A 17,067-nucleotide genomic window follows, 5' to 3' on the forward strand; every position below is an offset into this window, starting at 1 on the left:
GGATTATATGTACAAAAAAACAGTCCTTGCGAACGGCATCACGGTAGTGACCGAGTCCATACCCTATTTTCCCACCGTTTCATTAGGGGTATGGTGGAAGACGGGCGGCCGGTTCGAAGATGAATCGAACAACGGGATCTCCCATTTCCTTGAGCACATGCTATTCAAGGGAACGGACCGCCGCTCCGCCTACGATATCGCAAGGGAGATAGACGCCGTGGGCGGCACGTTGAATGCCTTCACGGGCAAAGAGTCAACGTGCCTCTATGCGAGGGTTTTGAAGAAAGATATGGATATGGCCCTCGATATTCTCGCCGACATGTGCAAACAATCGGCGTTCAATGAAGATGATATAGAGAAAGAAAAATATGTCGTCGCTCAGGAGATCAAGATGATCGACGACAATCCCGAGGAGTATGTGTACGACCTCTTCAACTCTACTTACTTCTCGGGGCATCCTTTGGGAATGACCATTCTGGGCACTCAGGGAAATCTTGACGCCTTTACGAAAAAGAACCTCGTGAACCATTTCCGTACCCATTACCGCCCCCAGAACGTGATCATTACCGCAGCGGGGAGAATTCAGCACGAGGGGTTCGTCAAAAAGGTTGAAGCCCTTTTCGACATGAAGAAGCCGCACATACCGGAGATACCCATTGAGACACCCAGGCCTCAACCGGGGGTTCATTTTTATGATAAGGACCTGGAGCACGCCTATCTCTGCATAGGGACCCGCGGAGTAAGTCAGATCGATGAGAGACGTTACCCCCTTTACGTGCTCAATGCCCTTTTGGGCGGCAGCATGAGCTCTCATCTCTTTCAGGAGATCCGCGAAAAGAGAGGCCTCGTATATAACATATATTCTTATGTGAACTGCTACCATGACACAGGAACCTTCGGAATATCGACCTCCACATCCCGCGAATCAGTGGAGGAAGTGGTGAGCCTCATCAAGAAAGAGATCGTCCGCATCAGGGACAAGGGCATCACCGATGAGGAGTTGAGTTTCTCAAAGGAACATATAAAAGGTAACCTCTTCATTTCTCTCGAAAGCTCCGAGTCGAGAATGGGGAGATTGGCAAAAAACGAGATCTATTTCGGATCTTATATACCCCTCAAGGACACCCTGCGCTCCATCGATTCCATCCGGAAGTTGGATGTAAACGAGATGGGACGACTTGCCTTCAGCGATCCCGATGACCTCTCGCTCACGGTCCTCGGAAACGTGGATAGAAAAATCGTAGAACAGGCATGGAAGAGTTAGAAGTCCTCGTCTCACTCGCACAAGGGGCGCGTCTTCCGGAATACGCGACTCCGGGATCCTCCGGCGTCGACCTTTGCGCCCTACTGAAAGAACCCTTTACCCTCCTTCCCTTCGAGCGCACACTCATACCGACCGGAATACATGTGACCATACCCGAAGGATATGAAGGGGAGATAAGGCCCCGTAGTGGTATCGCCCATAAGTTCGGAGTGACCCTCGTCAACACGCCCGGCACAATTGACGCGGATTACAGGGGAGAGATAAAGATATTGCTCATTAACCTGGGCAAAGACCCCTTTATGATATCAAACGGGGACAGGATAGCTCAGATGGTCTTCCGCAACATCTCGAAAGCCCGCTTCAAAACTGTAGAGATACTACCCGCGTCCCAAAGGGGCTCAGGCGGCTTCGGCTCTACGGGCGCACGATGAATCTCTACCATTGCCTCGATAACTTCATCAGTTATCTCACCGCCGAAAGAGGCGCATCCATCCATACTATAGACGCCTATAATCGTGATATTCTTGCCTTCATCAGGCACCACGAAGAGATCCCCGGGCCTCACGTAAACCGCCAGGAGATGGAAAACTATATCGCCCGCCTGAGAGATGAGGGGAAAAAGGCAAGGAGTATCGTCAGGGCCATTTCCGCCCTCCGGGGCTTTTTCAATTTCCTCCTGGCTGAGGGGACATTACAGCAGAGCCCCCTGGAGGAAGTGGAGACCCCCAAATTCACCATGCCCATACCACGGGTCCTGAGCGAACAGGAGGTGGTGAAACTTCTGAATCTCCCTGCCGGGGCGCGAACCTCTACCCGGGACAGGACAATTCTCGAGCTTCTCTATGCCACGGGATTGCGCGTTTCAGAGCTGATCAACCTCAAAAAAAGCGACGTAAATCTGGACGCAGGATTCCTGATCGCCTGCGGCAAAAGGTCAAAAGAGCGGATTGTTCCTCTCGGGACATATTCGCGGGACGCAATCAAAGTCTACCTTGAAACAGAAAAGCCGAAGGGCCCTCTCCTCTTTCCTAACAGGAAAGGGGGCGCCCTTACGCGGCAGGCGATTTGGAAGCTTATCCGCAAATACGGCATTCAGATGGACAAGGACCATATCTCGCCTCACACGATGAGACATACCTTCGCAACCCATCTCCTCGAGGGGGGAGCGGACCTGAGGTCGGTTCAGATACTTCTCGGCCACGAAGACATTTCAACCACCCAGATCTACACCCACGTGGACAGTAAGAGATTAAAGGAAGTTCACAAAAAACATCATCCGAGAGGGTAATGAAGGTTATCACGAGTCACCACAACGCGGATTTTGACTCACTCTCGTCAATGGTAGCAGCGAAAAAACTCTATCCCGATGCCATATTGGTCTTTCCCGGCTCCCAGGAGAAGACGCTCAGGGAATTTCTCATTACCTCCACCCTTTACGTATACGACATCGAGAAAATGAAGAAGATCGATTACGAGATGATCGACACCCTCATTCTCGTAGATACCCGTCAAAAGACCAGGATCGGTGATTTTGCCAGGGTGGCGGCCGACGAAAGAGTCAAGATCCACATCTATGACCACCATCCCCAATCAAAGGAAGACCTGCGGGGTGAAAAGGAAGTAATAAGAGCCACCGGCGCGTGTGTGACCATCCTGATCTCGATTATCAAAGAAAAAGGAATTCACCTATCCCCCGAAGAGGCCACTATCATGATACTCGGCATCTATGAGGAGACGGGCAGCTTTCTTTTTCCCTCCACCACGACCGAAGATTTTGAGGCCGCCTCTTTTCTGCTTTCCTGTGGAGCCAATGTCAACCTCGTCTCGGATATGCTGGTGAAGGAGATCACGCCCGAGCAGGTATTTCTCCTTAACGACCTCATCAGTAACGCCACCGCATATAATATCAACGGGGTCGATGTGGTGGTGGCGGAAGGAATTTCCGAGAATTACGTGGGAGACCTGGCCGTGGTAGTCCACAAATTCAGGGATATGGAGAATATAAACGTAGTATTCGCCCTCTTCCGGATGGAAGACAGGGTCTATGTTATCGGCAGGAGCAGGATTCCGGAAGTCGATGTGGGGCACATCCTGTCTCTTCTCGGAGGTGGCGGGCATAAGGAAGCTGCATCGGCAACCATCAAAGATATGACGCTGATAGAGGCAAGGGAGCAGCTCCTCGAAAACCTGCGCCACAACGTGAAACCGCTGTGGAGGGCAAGGGATATCATGTTTTTCCCCGTGAAATCGATCGATGCGGAAGCCACCATAGAGGAGGCGCGGGTGCTCATGGTAAAATATAACATTAACGCCTTGCCCGTTATCTCCCACGGCAAGGTGGCAGGAACGATTACCCGGCAGATCGTAGGCAAGGCGGCCTTTCACAAACTCGAGGAGATTCCCGTTCGGGAATACATGAGTACGGAATCGGCCACAGTGGAAGAAAATGACTCCATTGAAAAGGTAAAGGAGATCATTATCGGCAACAACCAGAGGTTCGTGCCCGTGGTGAGGGAAGCAGCGCTGATCGGCGCTATCACGCGTACGGATCTGCTCAAGGTCCTCGAAGACGAGATTGCAAAGGCAATTCTCGGAAAACTCGAATCTCACGACCTATACCAGAAGCACAAAAACGTGAGAAAGCTGATGGACGAGAGACTCGACCGAAAGACGCTCCAGAGGCTTACCGATATAGGCGCCCTTGCCGATTCCATGGGCTACCACACTTTTCTGGTCGGAGGTTTCGTGAGAGATCTTCTCCTGCGCATAGATAATTACGATATAGATATTGTAGTCGAGGGAGACGGCGTGAAGTTCGCCGATGAAATGGCAAAGTCCTTCAAGGTAAAAGTAAGGCCCCACACCGAATTCGCCACTGCCAAAGTAATTTATGGGGACGGCTTCAAAGTCGACATTGCCACGGCCCGACTCGAATATTACAAGGCACCCGCGGCCCTTCCCATAGTCGAGCATAGTTCCCTGAAACTTGACCTCCACAGGCGCGATTTCACGATCAATACCCTGGCCATATCTCTCAACAAGAATAATTTCGGGGAGCTCATCGATTTCTTCGGGGGACAACGGGACATCAAAGACAAGACCATCAGGGTCCTCCACAGCCTGAGCTTTGTGGAAGATCCAACGAGGGTCTTCAGGGCCATAAGGTTCGAGCACCGGTTCGGGTTCCAAATAGGCAAGCATACCATGAATCTCATAAAGAATACGGTCAAAATGAATTTTCTTGCGAGAATCCGGGGCAAACGGCTCTGGGCCGAGCTCTCTCTCATCCTCCTCGAGGAAGAGCCGGAAAAAATCCTGCGAAGGCTTCAGGAGTTGGATGTCCTGAGGTTCATATCATCTTATCTCGTTTTCGACAGGGAAAAGGAGAAGCTCTTTCACCAGATCCATGATGTGTACACATGGTACGAACTTCTCTACAAGGACAGGCCCTGCGATAGGATCGCCCTTTATGTGCTGGGTCTCGTGGAACATACGAAACCTTCGGAGATTTCCGAGTTTTGCCGAAAAACGGAGATGACGGAACGGCTGAAACGGAAAATTATCGATGATATGGTGCGAACGAGAGAGGCCATTACACGGCTCACCCCTGCAATTCAGACCATGAAGAGGAGTGAAGCCTACAGGATATACGAGGGGCTTTCCCAGGAGGCCATACTTTTTACCATGGCGCGAACCAGATCGGAAGAGATCAAAAAGTCCCTGTCACACTATATTACCTATACCGATACCTTCAATCCCATCCTTTCCGGAGAAGACCTGAAAAAAATGGGCGTGAGAGAAGGTCCGATTTACAGGGAGATACTGGAGAAGCTGAGGGAGGTAAAAATCGACCACAACCTGAAGACCAGAGACGAAGAAATAGGTTTTGTGAGCGAATTCCTTGCGGGGAGGAGGACGGCCGATGAACGGGCTTCCGACGCCTCTTGAGGTAAGTGTAGCGTGTTACGAAGGCCCCCTGGCGGTTCTTCTCACCCTCATCAAGAAAAATAAAGTAAGTATCTGGGATGTTCCTCTGGCCTCCATCACGGACAGGTTTCTTCAGTATGTCGATCTCATGACGGAAATGAATTTGAGAGTTGCCGAGGATTTTATAGAGATGGCTTCCCTCCTTATCTTCATCAAATCGAAAATGCTACTCCCCTCGGACGATGATACCTCCGAAGAAAACCAAGCCGAGCAGTTCGTGGAGCGTATCATAGAATATGAGAAGATCAGGAACATGTCCCAGGCAATCGATGAGCTGCCCCTGCTCGGCAGGGACGTATTCGGCCGCGGAGTCAGAACCCTCGATCGGGAGATGGAATACGACCTTCTTCATCTCTCAGGGCTCTTCTTCGAGCTTCTCAGGAATAAGGAAGAAAGATATCTGGAGGTACGGGAGATAAAGCCCACGCTCGAAGAAAAGATAAAGGCGCTGAGGGAGGTGCTCGATACCTCCGGCCTGTATGTCTGGAGCGTCGATGGCGAGGAAGAGCAGACCGAGAAAGTGGCGACCATTCTCGGAATGCTCGAGCTGACGAAGATAAAATTGGCTGTCCTCATACAGCGAAGGCCTTTCGGTAAAGTGATCCTGAGGAAGAAGGGACCGCCTGCGCTCGCAGGCGCGTCGCCGGACGCCATTGAAGCTAACCACACGCAACGGTAAAAGGGGGTTTCCATGTCACGGACAAAGAAGACTCTTTTGATTCTCCTCGTAATCATCGTAGTTGTCTTCGCAGGCGCATTTACTATTGGTTTGGTGAGCGGAGGCCTGGGCGACAAAATAGGGGTCGTCGAGATCGAAGGGGTTATCACCCGGTCAGGGGAGACCATGGATGAGATCGTCCGTTTCAGGGAGGACGATTCAATCAAAGGGGTCATTTTAAGGATCAGCTCGCCCGGAGGATCGGTAGGTCCGACACAGGAGATATTCCGGGAGGTCCGGAAGCTCAGGGAAAAGAAGAAGGTCTTTGTCTCCATGGGTTCCGTGTGTGCCTCGGGGGGATATTATATCGCAAGCGCCGGGGACCGTATTTATGCAAATCCCTCGACCATAACGGGGAGTATAGGTGTAATCATGGAACAGACGGTCGTCGAAGACCTTCTGAAAAAGATAGGGATCCAGACCAATACGCTCAAAGCGGGAGAATTCAAAGATGTGGGCTCGCCCTTCAGAAAAATGCGTCCTGAAGAAAAGGCTTACCTTGAGCAAATCCTCAAGGACATTCATGAGCAGTTCATCTCCGATATGGCCGCGGGCAGAGGACTGACCCTCGAAAAAGCGAGGGCCCTTTCTGATGGAAAGATATTTACGGGGACCCGCGCAATGGAGCTGAAGCTCGTGGACCGCATCGGCACCTTCTATGATTGCCGGGATGATCTTAAGAAGACACTCAATATCAAGGGAAAACCCGTTTTGATCCGGGCAAAAAAGCCATTCTCCCTTCTCCGGCTGCTGGTCTCTTCGACGGCAGATGAACTGATGTCCCGGAGTAACGCGGCCCCCTTCTCTTTCCTCCTTAAGTAGAATTCGGATGGAGAAGCGGGTTATGCTGACGCCTTTCAATACCTCCTTCCTTTGCATTGCGGCAATATTCCTGGCAATGGCTTTGGGAGCGCTTCGCGTTGACTGGGGCGCCTCAGAGAAGCAATCCGTCGGCAAAGATCTTTTTCCTCTGAGCTATCCCTTCACCGCCATCCCCACAAGATCTACTCAGTTAATTATTGCGTCAGGCAATCAAGGGTCCGTCTCTGTGTGCCTTCTCGAAAGGGAAGGCACATGGTGGAAGATGCCCTCCCCTCCCATGCCGGCAGCGATCGGCCGAAACGGCTTTGCCGGTCCGGGCAAGAAGAAAGAGGGCGACGGCAAAACGCCTTCAGGCATTTACCCTCTCGAGTTCGCTTTCGGCTACTCCCCGAAGATCGATTCAAAAATGCCCTATCGACAGGCCCTGGAGCATGACGTGTGGGTGGATGACCCCCTTTCCCCCGATTATAACCAATGGATGGAAAAAGATCGGACCACCGCCGCTTCCTTTGAAGAGCTCCGGAGGCGAGACCACCTCTACAAGTACGGCCTCGTCATAGGATACAACAGGAACCCCGTAGTGAAAGGTCTGGGGAGCGCCATATTCGTCCACCTCTGGAAGAAGCCCGGAGAGGCTACGTCAGGATGCGTGGCCCTATCGGAAAAGGACATGCTCCGTATCCTGGATTGGCTCGACCCTGGAAAAGAGCCGCTTATTGTTCTGGGAACCGAACGTACAATCGCCGCGATAGTCACGCAGGAACCACGGTAACGGATATCTGCCGCTTTGTCTCACCCGAGGATGAAATCGCCTCTTTCGAATAGCTTCACGCAGGCGTCGACCACCGAGGCGTCGTAGAGAGCGCCCCTATTGCCCGATATCTCTCTCAGGGCCATCTTAATACCCAGGGCAGGTCTGTACGGTCTATGGGATGCCATGGATTCGACTACGTCGGCCACCGCAAGGATCCGCGCCTCCAATATAAGGGCCTCTCCTTTGATGCCTTCTGGATATCCGGAGCCGTCAAGTCTCTCGTGGTGCTGCAGCACCGCTACATTGACGGGCCACGGAAATTCGATATCCTTTAAAATATTGTAGCCTACCTGAGGGTGGACCTTTATCATGCTGTACTCAAGGTCGTTAAGCTGTCCCGGCTTGGACAGTATCTCCGCCGGTACGACTATTTTCCCGATATCATGGAGGAAGCCGATAACCTGCAACCCCTCCAGCCTGTCTTCCGACCAGCCCAGTTCGTTGCCTATCGCGCAGGCAAGCTGTGCCACGCGCCTTTGATGGCCCGCCGTATAAGGATCCCGCATCTCTATAGTCGTGGCGAGGGCCCTCACCGTGCTGTCGAGGGTCTTCCTCAGGCTTTCATAACTTTCCCTCAATGCCTCATTCGCCCGTTTACGTTCCGTGATATCTTCCGCATTGCCTTCGTAATAGAGAATGGCGCCCTTCCCGTCACGTACCGCTCGGGCGCTCAGGTCGATCCATATCTCTGTGCCGTCCACGCGAGATGCCTTTGTCTCCAAATGAAGCACCGATCCCTGCGCGGCGATTACCTCCGAGAATGCCGCCCCCTCGTCCGTGCCCGTGGAATACTGAACACGACCGGCATGGACCGTCTCTTTCATCTCCTCTGCCGAATCATACCCGAACATACGTGCGAAGGCGGGATTGACACTCAAAAACATGCCGTCGGGGGCATACTGGAATAACCCTTCCATTGCATTTTCGAATATGGAGCGGTAGTTTTCTTCCGATTTAACCAAGGCTTCCTCGATCTTTTTCCGCTCTATGATCTCCTCTTCGAGGACGAGCGTCTTTTCCTTCACCCTCTCTTCGAGATGGTTATTCAGCTTTCTCAGCTCGAGCCTCGTCTGCTCGAGGTTCTTGTTCTGATGGAGCATATTCTGATACGTGGAGAGAAGAAAGTTTACGATCTTTTGGGGCTCCACTGAAATCGTGCGGGTGTCATCCCCCACGCCCATCTTCACCACTGCCTTGATTCCGTTGGGCCCCTGAGGCACTCCGGCGCCCTTCCTTCCCAGTATTGTCTCTATGGTCAATAAAAGCAATTTCTCGTCATAGGGCTTTGTCAGGTAAAAGTCGGCGCCCGCTTCAAGACCCTGTATCACGTCCCTCAGCTCCGACATGGAAGTGAGCAGGATGACGGGAATGTTCTGGAGCCTTTTATCGGCTTTAATGGCACGGCAGAATTCGTAGCCGTTCATCTTCGGCATCCATACATCGCTGATGATGAGGTCAGGCCTTGTCTTTGCCAACTCATACAGCCCCTGCAGCCCGTTTTCCGCCGCACGTACCGCATAGCCTGCCGCGCTTAGTATTCCTCTCAGCAGCTCGGCCTGGGCCTTGCTATCCTCGGCGAACAAGATTTCCGCTTTACGATTTTCCATTCTGTCTCTTACCAGCGTGGGTATTCACGACTCCTGGATTGAGCTCCATCCATCCTATACCTGCAGGAAAGGAGTGGATAAGGAGCACCCGGTATACAAAATGTTTTCGTCTGTTGAAAGAAAATCTTTAGAATATGGTGGGCACGATCAGTCCGAATTCCCGCCGGCGACCACGGCGTATTCGAATCCGTCGAGCAGGGCAATAAAGGATGCCATGTTGATATTCGGGGAGATGGCGGTGACGCTCCATATCTCAGTGCCGTCCGTAAATATGACCGACACTTCGACCTGCGCGGCGGTGCCTGTCCTGGATTCATGTATACGCGAAGAATAGTCGACGAGCTTGATCCCCTGGATCGCGGGGAATATGGACCCGAGAGATTTTTTGAGCACATTCGCGAGCGCATCGACCGGTCCGACCCCTGTGGATGCTTCGTGCATCTCCCGGTCGGTAGTTTTGATAATCACCGTAGCTTCCGGCCTCAACCCGTCGTCAATGAGCCTGTAAGTTCCCACCACCTGAAATGGTTTCCGGTAGCTTGCAAGAGACCGGACTATGTTAAGCTCTTTTGTCGCATCCCGTATGTCGAGAAACTTCTTCACCTGACTCTCTCCTCTTCGATGAGCAGTTTATAGTCGATACTGTCCACCAGTGCCTGCCAGCTCGCCTCGATAATGTTCTCCGACACCCCCACTGTTCCCCAGGTGCGCTTTCCGTCGCTGCTCTCTATGAGGACCCTGGTGGGCGCTCCGGTGCCGTCCTTCGTCGACAGGACCCTTACCTTGTAATCGACCAGCTCCATCTCTTCCAGAACCGGGTAAATTTTGCAAAGGGCTTTTCTCAGTGCGTTATCAAGGGCATTTACGGGGCCCGTTCCCAGGGCGGCGGTATGCTCGACCCTGTCGTGCACCTTTACGAGTATGGTGGCCTCACATACAGGATGGTTACGCTCCTTCTTCTCCACTATAATGCGAAAGCCTATGAGATCGAAATATTTCTTATGAATCCCCAGGCTTTTTTTGATAAGAAGCTCGAGGGATCCCTCGGCGCCTTCGAATTGATAGCCGAACATCTCGAGGTCTTTTACTTTCTTCACTACCTCTCTTGCAAGTTTTTTGTCCTTTCCGATGTCGATATTGAACTCTTTCGCCTTATAGAGGATGCTGCTCTCTCCTGACAGATCGGAGATAAGGACCCGCTGCACGTTACCCACGAGGGCCGGTACGATATGCTCGTAGGTTTCGGAGTTCCTGCGCACCGCGCTGACGTGAATCCCGCCTTTATGGGCAAAGGCGCTCTCTCCCACATAGGGCCTGTGTTTATCGGGGATGAAATTGGCCATCTCATCGACAAAAAGGCTCAGCTCCCTCAGTCTCTTCAGCTTCTCTTTCTCTATTCCGGTGTGGCCCATCTTGAGGATCACGCCCGCCATAATGGAGCAGAGATTCGCGTTACCGCATCTCTCACCGTACCCATTTATGGTGCCCTGTACGTGAACACATCCGGCCTGCACCGCCATGAGCGTATTGGCCACCGCCATTTCCGTATCGTTATGGGTATGGATCCCGAGAACAGCCCCTGTAACCTCGCCCACTTTCTCAACAGCAGAAAAGATTTCAAAGGGCATGGTCCCGCCGTTGGTATCGCAAAGGACCAGGACGTCAGCCCCCGCTTCATGGGCGGCCGCAAGCACTTTCATCGCATAGGCCTGGTTCCTCCTGTACCCGTCGAAAAAATGCTCAGCATCGAAAAAGACCGTCTTGCCCTGTCCTTTGAGATAACGGATCGTTCCGTCTATCATCCTGAGATTCGTATCGAGGCTCACCTTCAATGCGTCCCTCACGTGGAGGTCCCAGCTCTTGCCTACGATTGTGACATATTCGGTATCGGCTTCCAGTACCGCCCGCACGACCTCATCGTCCTCCGGCCTCCCTTGAGCTTTCATAGTCATACTGAAGGCGGTGATCTTTGCGTTCTTTAGGGTAAGGTGTTTCACTTCTTTGAAATAGTTGAGGTCTTTCGGATTCGAGCCCGGCCAGCCGCCTTCGATGAAATGTATTCCGAAGTCGTCGAGCTTCTCGGTAATTCTCAATTTATCGGTAAGGGAGAAGGAGATATCTTCTGATTGGGCTCCGTCCCTCAAGGTGGTGTCGTAAAACTCGACCCTCACTTCTCCTCCTGCACGTCCTCTGCATCCAATCCGAAGGCCGTATGCAGCGCCCGCACCGCGAGCTCACCATACTTGCTCTCGATCACGCAGGAAACCTTGATTTCGGAGGTAGTGATGGCTTCAATATTAATGCCTTCTTTTGCAAGAACGGCAAACATCTTCGACGCGATGCCCGCGTGGGATATCATGCCCCTGCCCACGATGCTTATTTTGGCGATGCTGTCGTCCATGGTCACCTGTAGTGCGCCCACCTGGGCCGCCTTTTCTTCCATGAGCTTATAAGCCTTCTTCGCATCGGCCCTTGCCGTGGTAAAGGTAATGTCCGTCAGGCTCCCATGGCTTACGTTCTGCACGATCACGTCGACGACGATATTGGCATCGGAAAGAGCGGTGAAGATCTCTGCGGCTATGCCCGGTTTGTCGGGAACAGAGCTCACCGTGATCTTTGCCTCATTCTTGCTGTATGTTACTCCGGATATTACGACCTTCTCCATTGACATCGTTCCCTCCTCACATACGAGTGTCCCTATTCCCTCCACAAGAGAAGATTTTACCATAAGGGGGACATTATATTTTTGTGCGAGCTCGACCGACCGTATCTGGAGCACTTTCGCCCCCAGGCCGGCCATCTCCAACATCTCGTCATAAGAAATTCTATCGAGCCTTTGCGCTTTTTCACAGATATTTGGGTCCGTGGTATAGACGCCGTCCACGTCCGTATATATTTCGCAAAGGTCTGCCTTAAGGCCCGCTGCCAGGGCAACGGCAGTCGTGTCTGAGCCTCCCCTGCCGAGGGTCGTGATATTGCCGTCCTCATCCACCCCCTGAAACCCGGGGACCACCACAATTTTTCCTTCTTTCAGCTCACCGAATATCCTCACGTCTTCCAGCTTTTCTATCCGTGCTTTTCCGAAACTGGAATCGGTAAGAATCGGGATTTGAGAACCCAGGACAGAGACGGCATCATATCCCATCTCCTTGAGCGTAACCGCGAGCAAAGCGGATGTTACCTGCTCGCCTGTCGATATGAGGACATCGACCTCCCGCTCATCCGGAAATTTGGCGATCTGGTGGGCAAGGGTGAGAAGCCGGTCCGTCTCTCCCGACATAGCTGAAACCACTATCACCATATCGTTGCCACGTTTTTTGTACTCTATGGCCCTCAGTGCAACATTACGAATCCGCTCAACATCCTTTACGGAAGTTCCGCCATATTTCTGCACGACTAACATCCTCTACCTCCAATCTGATTATTCGGTCTTCATCTCCGGGGCATTCTATATAAATCTTTATCGTCTCTTCGGACCACCTGCTCCTCCCGGCCCACTCCACTACCACGACACCCGTTTCCCGGTAGGCGGCCATGTCGAGATCGTCCGCCTCGGCTCCATCGATCCTGTACAGATCGACGTGGCAAAGCGTACAGGAGCCTTCATAGAGATTCATAAGGGTAAAGGACGGACTCACTACATAAAGCCAATCCGGGACCCCCAGTCCCCGGGCAAGGCCTTTCACTAATTGCGTCTTGCCTGCGCCGAGATCGCCATAGAGGGCAAAGCAGTCGCCTCTGCGAGCGTGCCTCCCGATATGCTCGCCGATATCCCATGTATCAGAGGCACTTCTCGATGTAAATTCTATCCGCTCCACCTTGTATATCCCTTAAAGCTTTGCCGACCCCGTGAAGGAGGTCGCCCGCCAGAAGATCCATATCGCTCGACCCTTCCACGTGGCGGTCCGCCAGATAACCATGCAGGTAAGCTCCCAAAAGAGCGGATTCCCGCAATGAATACCCCTGGGCCGCACATCCTCCGATGAAACCAGTTAGTATATCACCACTTCCGCCTTTTGCCAAGGCTTGATTGCCCGTAGGGATAATGAACACCTCTCCGTCCTTATCGAAAACCATGGTCCTCGCACCCTTAAGTACGAGGGTAACTCCCGTTTTTTCCAGAAACTTCTTCCCGGCAGTCATCCGGTCCCCGTTTATTTCAGCAGGACTGAGGCCCATGATGCGTCCCAGCTCTCCCGGATGGGGGGTGAATACCGCGTCCCTCCCCGCCTCACTTATAAGGTCTTCATGGCCTATAAAGGCATTTATGCCGTCCGCATCGACTACAAACGGCTTATCCGTCTCCACGTAGAGCCTCCTCACCACCTCCGAGGTCTCCTCGTGTTGTGAAAGTCCGGGACCGATGACGATTACATCCTTATCACGCACGAATTCGGTTATCCGGTCATAGGAAGAAAGACCGAGGTGTCCCGTTCCTTCGTCGGGGACCGGGTAGGTCATCGCCTCGGTAAGCTTCACTTCCATTATGGCGTTAAGGGATTCAGGAATTACGAGAGAGACGAGGCCCGCGCCTATCCTGAGGGCAGCGAGGGATGTCATGGCGGCAGCACCTGTCTTTCCGGACGAGCCTGCGATCACCGCTGCATGGCCGAAGGTCCCTTTGTGCGACCAGGGTGCCCTGGTCCTGAAGAAGCTCCTCAACATCTCCCCGTCGACCATTTGGGCGTCTACACCGAGCTTTGCTTCGCCGTGAACCGGCAGGGAAATATCGATAACCGTAATCCTGCCCGCATGAGTTGCACCGGGATAGAAGAGTTGCCCCAGTTTGAGATAACCGTAAGTAAACGTGTGGATTGCTTTCACTGCAACGCCCAAAGGCGCTCCGCTCCTCCCGTCGATCCCCGATGGGATATCGACGGCCACTACAGGTTTCCCCGAAGAGTTTATGGCCTCTATGGCCATAGCCTCGATCCCGCTGACTGCCTTGGAGAGACCGGTGCCGAAAATCGCATCGATGATGATATCCGACTCTTCAAGATCCTGCTCCGGGGAGTGAAGAGAACCGTCTCGCACCTCCACGATCTCTCCCCCAAGTGACTTATAAAGCCTCATGTTAAGCTCGGCGTCCCCTTTAAGACCGGCCTGCGGTCCCACAAGGAGGACTTTCACGGGAAAGCCGTCTCTCAATGCATAACGGGCGATTACAAATCCGTCACCGCCGTTGTTGCCCCTTCCGCACACTACCGCCACCTTGTTTCCCGCTCGGAGGTAGCGTTCCTTCACGAGTCGATAGGTGGAGCGCCCGGCGTTCTCCATGAGGACGGAGGACGGTATTCCCCAACTCTTGATCGCGTATGCATCGTATTTCGCCATTCTTTCAGGAGAGAGCACATTCATACCATACTCCTTGTCATAGGATTACTACAGAGACGGCATATGCCTTTTCATGGGAGATACTGATTCCTTCATATTTTTGGCCCTGAAACATTATAAAAGGCCTGCCCCCGGTTTCATGGACCGCGATCTCTCTCCATGGAAGCCCTCTTCCCCGGGCTTTCATGAAGGCCTCTTTCGCCGCAAACCTGCCCGCGAGGGACTGATAGATGTTTTTCTTTCTCCTTGCATAGGCAACTTCCTCTTCGGTAAAAATTTTCCTGAGGAAGTGCTCCCCGTACCGTTCCACGGCAGCAGCTATTCTCGATACTTCCACGATATCGACGCCCACCATTACCCTTGACCCTCCGGGATTCGCGGACCGGCCGTTACACCTCTTTCCAGAGGGAGAGACGGCTCGAGAGACTTGCCCGAACTTCTGTTCATTGTCTGATAAGGCTGATCATGTCGCGTATCGCGCGGTCGAGACCCACGAAAATGGCCCGTGCGATTATGGCGTGACCGATGCTTAGTTCATCGATGGCGGGTATGGCGGCGATCTCCTTTACATTATGATAATGGAGACCATGGCCGCCGTTGACTCCCATGCCGAGCTCTTTACCTTTGCGTGCGGCGCGCATGACTTTGTGGAGCTCCTCCCGCCTCAGGTATTCGTCGGGTGCATCACTGTAAGCGCCTGTGTGTATCTCGATCATGTCCGCGCCCAATGAACTTGCGGCCCCTATCTGTTCCTCTTCGGGGTCGATAAAGAGGCTGACCTTTATACCCTTTTCTTTTATTGAATCGATCGCCCTCCCCAGTTTTCCGGAAAGTCCCTTCGCATCGAGGCCGCCTTCAGTGGTCAGCTCCTCCCTCTTCTCCGGGACGAGGGTGACCATGTCGGGCAACACCTGCCGCGCAATCTCGACCATTTCGTCGGTTGCCGCCATTTCAAGATTCAACCTGGTCTTTATCACGCTCCTTAAGATCGTCAGATCCCGGTCTTTTATATGACGCCTGTCCTCTCTCAGATGGATGATGATCCCGGAAGCTCCGGCCATCTCCGCGATACCCGCCGCATGGACCGGGTCCGGGTAGGATGTGCCGCGGGCTTCTCTTAAAGTCGCCACATGATCGATGTTTACCATGAGCTCAGGCATATCATTCTCCTCCGAGCTCTTGCCGTGCCGACTCCGCTATCTCCTCTCCGAAACCGGTGACAAGGTCCTTGTCGATCCCTTCGACCATGACCCTGAGCTTCATTTCCGTGCCAGAGTACCGCACCACCACCCTGCCGTCTTCTCCGAGCTTTTCTTTGACTGACTCGATGACACTCGTGAGGCGTGGGCAATCTTCTACCGGCGTCTTCCGGAGCACCTTCACATTTTTTTCTATCTGGGGAAATTCCTCGAATCCCGCGAGGAGGTCGCCGAGACTCTGCTCTTTTTCGATCATGACACTCAGCATTTTAAGCGCCGTCACCATACCGTCTCCAGTCGAATTATGGTCAAGGAATACGATATGACCCGATTTCTCTCCCCCGAGATTCAGGCCTTCCTTCAGCATGGCCTCCAGAACATACCGGTCACCCACATTTGTCCTGAGGAGACGCACGCCCTCCGATCTAAGACACGTCTCGACACCCATGTTACTCGCTATGGTCGCCACTACCGTATTCTTTTTTAACGCTCCCTTCCGTTTGAGGTCTTTGCCTATAATGACCATAGCTCCGTCCCCGTCTATGACCCGGCCCCTTTCATCCACAAAAATAACCCTGTCGGCATCTCCGTCAAGACCGATCCCGATATGGGCGTTATGGGCGATCACCATCTCCCTGAGAAGCTCCGGATAGAGGCTTCCGCAATCTTTATTGATGTTCTCGCCGTCCGGGTCAACCCCTACCGCTACGACGTGGGCGCCCAATTCCTCGAATACACTCGGTGCAACTTTGTATGCGGCCCCGTGAGCGCAGTCGACTACAATTTTTAGTCCGTCGAGGGAATAATCCTGAGGAAAAACATTCTTAAGGAAGACGATATATCTCCCCACTGCATCGTCGATCCTGTGAGCCTTCCCAACCTCATTGGCCGTGGGCCGAAGGGTATCGAGGGTACCGTCGGTCATCATCTTCTCGATCTCATATTCGAGTTCGTCAGGGAGTTTGAATCCATCTCCGGAGAAGATTTTTATTCCGTTATCCTGGTAAGGGTTGTGAGATGCCGAGATTACAATGCCCGCATCCGCTCTCATGCTGCTCGTGATAAAGGCGATCCCGGGCGTGGGGAGGGGTCCTACGAGCCATACGTCAAGACCCATCGAGCAGATGCCCGAGGCAATGGCCGTCTCCAGCATATATCCCGAGAGCCTTGTATCCTTCCCCACCACAATTCTGCCCCTTCCGTGGCGTTCTTTAAAGATATAAGATACCGCGCGGCCCAGCTTCAGGGCCATTTCCGATGTCATAGGGTGTACATTGGCAATCCCCCGTATACCATCGGTGCCGAAAAGTCTCCTCTCCATG

The 17,067-nt window shown here is 52.9% G+C and carries 15 protein-coding genes and 1 pseudogene; 7 read left to right on the forward strand and 9 right to left on the reverse strand.

The window, feature by feature from the left end:
- The first annotated feature begins 7 nt into the window (after nucleotides 1-7).
- The 7 genes and pseudogenes from VGJ94_07760 (at nucleotide 8) to VGJ94_07790 (ending at nucleotide 7,563) form a co-directional block, all read left to right on the forward strand.
- Nucleotides 8-1,264, forward strand: coding sequence for a pitrilysin family protein (locus VGJ94_07760; GenBank protein ID HEY3276501.1), 1,257 nt, complete (start codon nucleotides 8-10; stop codon nucleotides 1,262-1,264).
- Nucleotides 1,252-1,695 (forward strand): dUTP diphosphatase, encoded by a 444-nt coding sequence (gene dut / locus VGJ94_07765; GenBank protein HEY3276502.1) that lies wholly within the window; start codon nucleotides 1,252-1,254, stop codon nucleotides 1,693-1,695. Before VGJ94_07760 ends, dut begins: the two co-directional genes overlap by 13 nt.
- A gap of 20 nt (nucleotides 1,696-1,715) precedes the next feature.
- A pseudogene (gene xerD / locus VGJ94_07770) lies at nucleotides 1,716-2,552 on the forward strand (site-specific tyrosine recombinase XerD).
- Complete coding sequence (locus VGJ94_07775; protein ID HEY3276503.1) at nucleotides 2,552-5,212, forward strand: CBS domain-containing protein; 2,661 nt, start codon at nucleotides 2,552-2,554, stop codon at nucleotides 5,210-5,212. Before xerD ends, VGJ94_07775 begins: the two are co-directional and overlap by 1 nt.
- Nucleotides 5,187-5,930 carry a segregation/condensation protein A gene (locus VGJ94_07780; GenBank protein HEY3276504.1) on the forward strand — a complete coding sequence of 248 codons (744 nt, stop codon included), beginning with the start codon at nucleotides 5,187-5,189 and terminating at the stop codon, nucleotides 5,928-5,930. Before VGJ94_07775 ends, VGJ94_07780 begins: the two co-directional genes overlap by 26 nt.
- Nucleotides 5,931-5,942: 12 nt before the next feature.
- Nucleotides 5,943-6,791, forward strand: coding sequence for a signal peptide peptidase SppA (gene sppA / locus VGJ94_07785; protein ID HEY3276505.1), 849 nt, complete (start codon nucleotides 5,943-5,945; stop codon nucleotides 6,789-6,791).
- Between the two features lie 7 nt (nucleotides 6,792-6,798).
- Entirely contained in the window at nucleotides 6,799-7,563 is a 765-nt protein-coding gene (locus VGJ94_07790; GenBank protein HEY3276506.1) for a L,D-transpeptidase family protein, read from the forward strand.
- 20 nt (nucleotides 7,564-7,583) lie between these two features.
- Here VGJ94_07790 and VGJ94_07795 read toward each other — a convergent pair whose 3' ends face one another.
- The 9 genes from VGJ94_07795 to glmM all read right to left on the reverse strand — a co-directional run bounded on the left by VGJ94_07795 (nucleotide 7,584) and on the right by glmM (nucleotide 17,066).
- On the reverse strand, nucleotides 7,584-9,212 hold the full coding sequence (locus VGJ94_07795; protein HEY3276507.1) for an HD domain-containing phosphohydrolase: 1,629 nt from the start codon (nucleotides 9,210-9,212) through the stop codon (nucleotides 7,584-7,586).
- Between the two features lie 147 nt (nucleotides 9,213-9,359).
- Complete coding sequence (locus VGJ94_07800; protein ID HEY3276508.1) at nucleotides 9,360-9,815, reverse strand: alpha-isopropylmalate synthase regulatory domain-containing protein; 456 nt, start codon at nucleotides 9,813-9,815, stop codon at nucleotides 9,360-9,362.
- Nucleotides 9,812-11,383 (reverse strand): citramalate synthase, encoded by a 1,572-nt coding sequence (gene cimA / locus VGJ94_07805; protein HEY3276509.1) that lies wholly within the window; start codon nucleotides 11,381-11,383, stop codon nucleotides 9,812-9,814. The genes VGJ94_07800 and cimA overlap by 4 nt, the downstream gene beginning before the upstream one ends.
- On the reverse strand, nucleotides 11,380-12,615 hold the full coding sequence (locus VGJ94_07810) for an aspartate kinase (GenBank protein ID HEY3276510.1): 1,236 nt from the start codon (nucleotides 12,613-12,615) through the stop codon (nucleotides 11,380-11,382). Before VGJ94_07810 ends, cimA begins: the two co-directional genes overlap by 4 nt.
- On the reverse strand, nucleotides 12,569-13,030 hold the full coding sequence (gene tsaE, locus VGJ94_07815; protein HEY3276511.1) for a tRNA (adenosine(37)-N6)-threonylcarbamoyltransferase complex ATPase subunit type 1 TsaE: 462 nt from the start codon (nucleotides 13,028-13,030) through the stop codon (nucleotides 12,569-12,571). Before tsaE ends, VGJ94_07810 begins: the two co-directional genes overlap by 47 nt.
- Nucleotides 12,993-14,570, reverse strand: a complete 1,578-nt coding sequence (locus VGJ94_07820; protein ID HEY3276512.1) for an NAD(P)H-hydrate dehydratase — start codon at nucleotides 14,568-14,570, stop codon at nucleotides 12,993-12,995. The genes tsaE and VGJ94_07820 overlap by 38 nt, the downstream gene beginning before the upstream one ends.
- 13 nt (nucleotides 14,571-14,583) lie before the next feature.
- Nucleotides 14,584-14,901 carry a holo-ACP synthase gene (gene acpS, locus VGJ94_07825; protein ID HEY3276513.1) on the reverse strand — a complete coding sequence of 106 codons (318 nt, stop codon included), beginning with the start codon at nucleotides 14,899-14,901 and terminating at the stop codon, nucleotides 14,584-14,586.
- Nucleotides 14,902-14,989: 88 nt separating this feature from the next.
- Nucleotides 14,990-15,706, reverse strand: a complete 717-nt coding sequence (locus tag VGJ94_07830; protein ID HEY3276514.1) for a pyridoxine 5'-phosphate synthase — start codon at nucleotides 15,704-15,706, stop codon at nucleotides 14,990-14,992.
- A gap of 1 nt (nucleotide 15,707) precedes the next feature.
- Nucleotides 15,708-17,066 (reverse strand): phosphoglucosamine mutase, encoded by a 1,359-nt coding sequence (gene glmM / locus VGJ94_07835; protein HEY3276515.1) that lies wholly within the window; start codon nucleotides 17,064-17,066, stop codon nucleotides 15,708-15,710.
- Nucleotide 17,067 lies beyond the last annotated feature (1 nt).

Source organism: Syntrophorhabdaceae bacterium (assembly GCA_036504895.1).
GTDB lineage: Bacteria > Desulfobacterota > Syntrophorhabdia > Syntrophorhabdales > Syntrophorhabdaceae > PNOM01.

Excerpts from the sequence above, each read along its gene's own strand:
- VGJ94_07760 (HEY3276501.1), top strand. The coding sequence starts at position 8 with ATGTACAAAAAAACAGTCCTTGCGAACGGCATCACGGTAGTGACCGAG.
- dut (HEY3276502.1), top strand. The coding sequence starts at position 1,252 with ATGGAAGAGTTAGAAGTCCTCGTCTCACTCGCACAAGGGGCGCGTCTT.
- VGJ94_07775 (HEY3276503.1), top strand. The coding sequence starts at position 2,552 with ATGAAGGTTATCACGAGTCACCACAACGCGGATTTTGACTCACTCTCG.
- VGJ94_07780 (HEY3276504.1), top strand. The coding sequence starts at position 5,187 with ATGAACGGGCTTCCGACGCCTCTTGAGGTAAGTGTAGCGTGTTACGAA.
- sppA (HEY3276505.1), top strand. The coding sequence starts at position 5,943 with ATGTCACGGACAAAGAAGACTCTTTTGATTCTCCTCGTAATCATCGTA.
- VGJ94_07790 (HEY3276506.1), top strand. The coding sequence starts at position 6,799 with ATGGAGAAGCGGGTTATGCTGACGCCTTTCAATACCTCCTTCCTTTGC.
- VGJ94_07795 (HEY3276507.1), bottom strand. The coding sequence starts at position 9,212 with ATGGAAAATCGTAAAGCGGAAATCTTGTTCGCCGAGGATAGCAAGGCC.
- VGJ94_07810 (HEY3276510.1), bottom strand. The coding sequence starts at position 12,615 with ATGTTAGTCGTGCAGAAATATGGCGGAACTTCCGTAAAGGATGTTGAG.
- VGJ94_07820 (HEY3276512.1), bottom strand. The coding sequence starts at position 14,570 with ATGAATGTGCTCTCTCCTGAAAGAATGGCGAAATACGATGCATACGCG.
- acpS (HEY3276513.1), bottom strand. The coding sequence starts at position 14,901 with ATGGTGGGCGTCGATATCGTGGAAGTATCGAGAATAGCTGCTGCCGTG.
- VGJ94_07830 (HEY3276514.1), bottom strand. The coding sequence starts at position 15,706 with ATGCCTGAGCTCATGGTAAACATCGATCATGTGGCGACTTTAAGAGAA.
- glmM (HEY3276515.1), bottom strand. The coding sequence starts at position 17,066 with ATGGAGAGGAGACTTTTCGGCACCGATGGTATACGGGGGATTGCCAAT.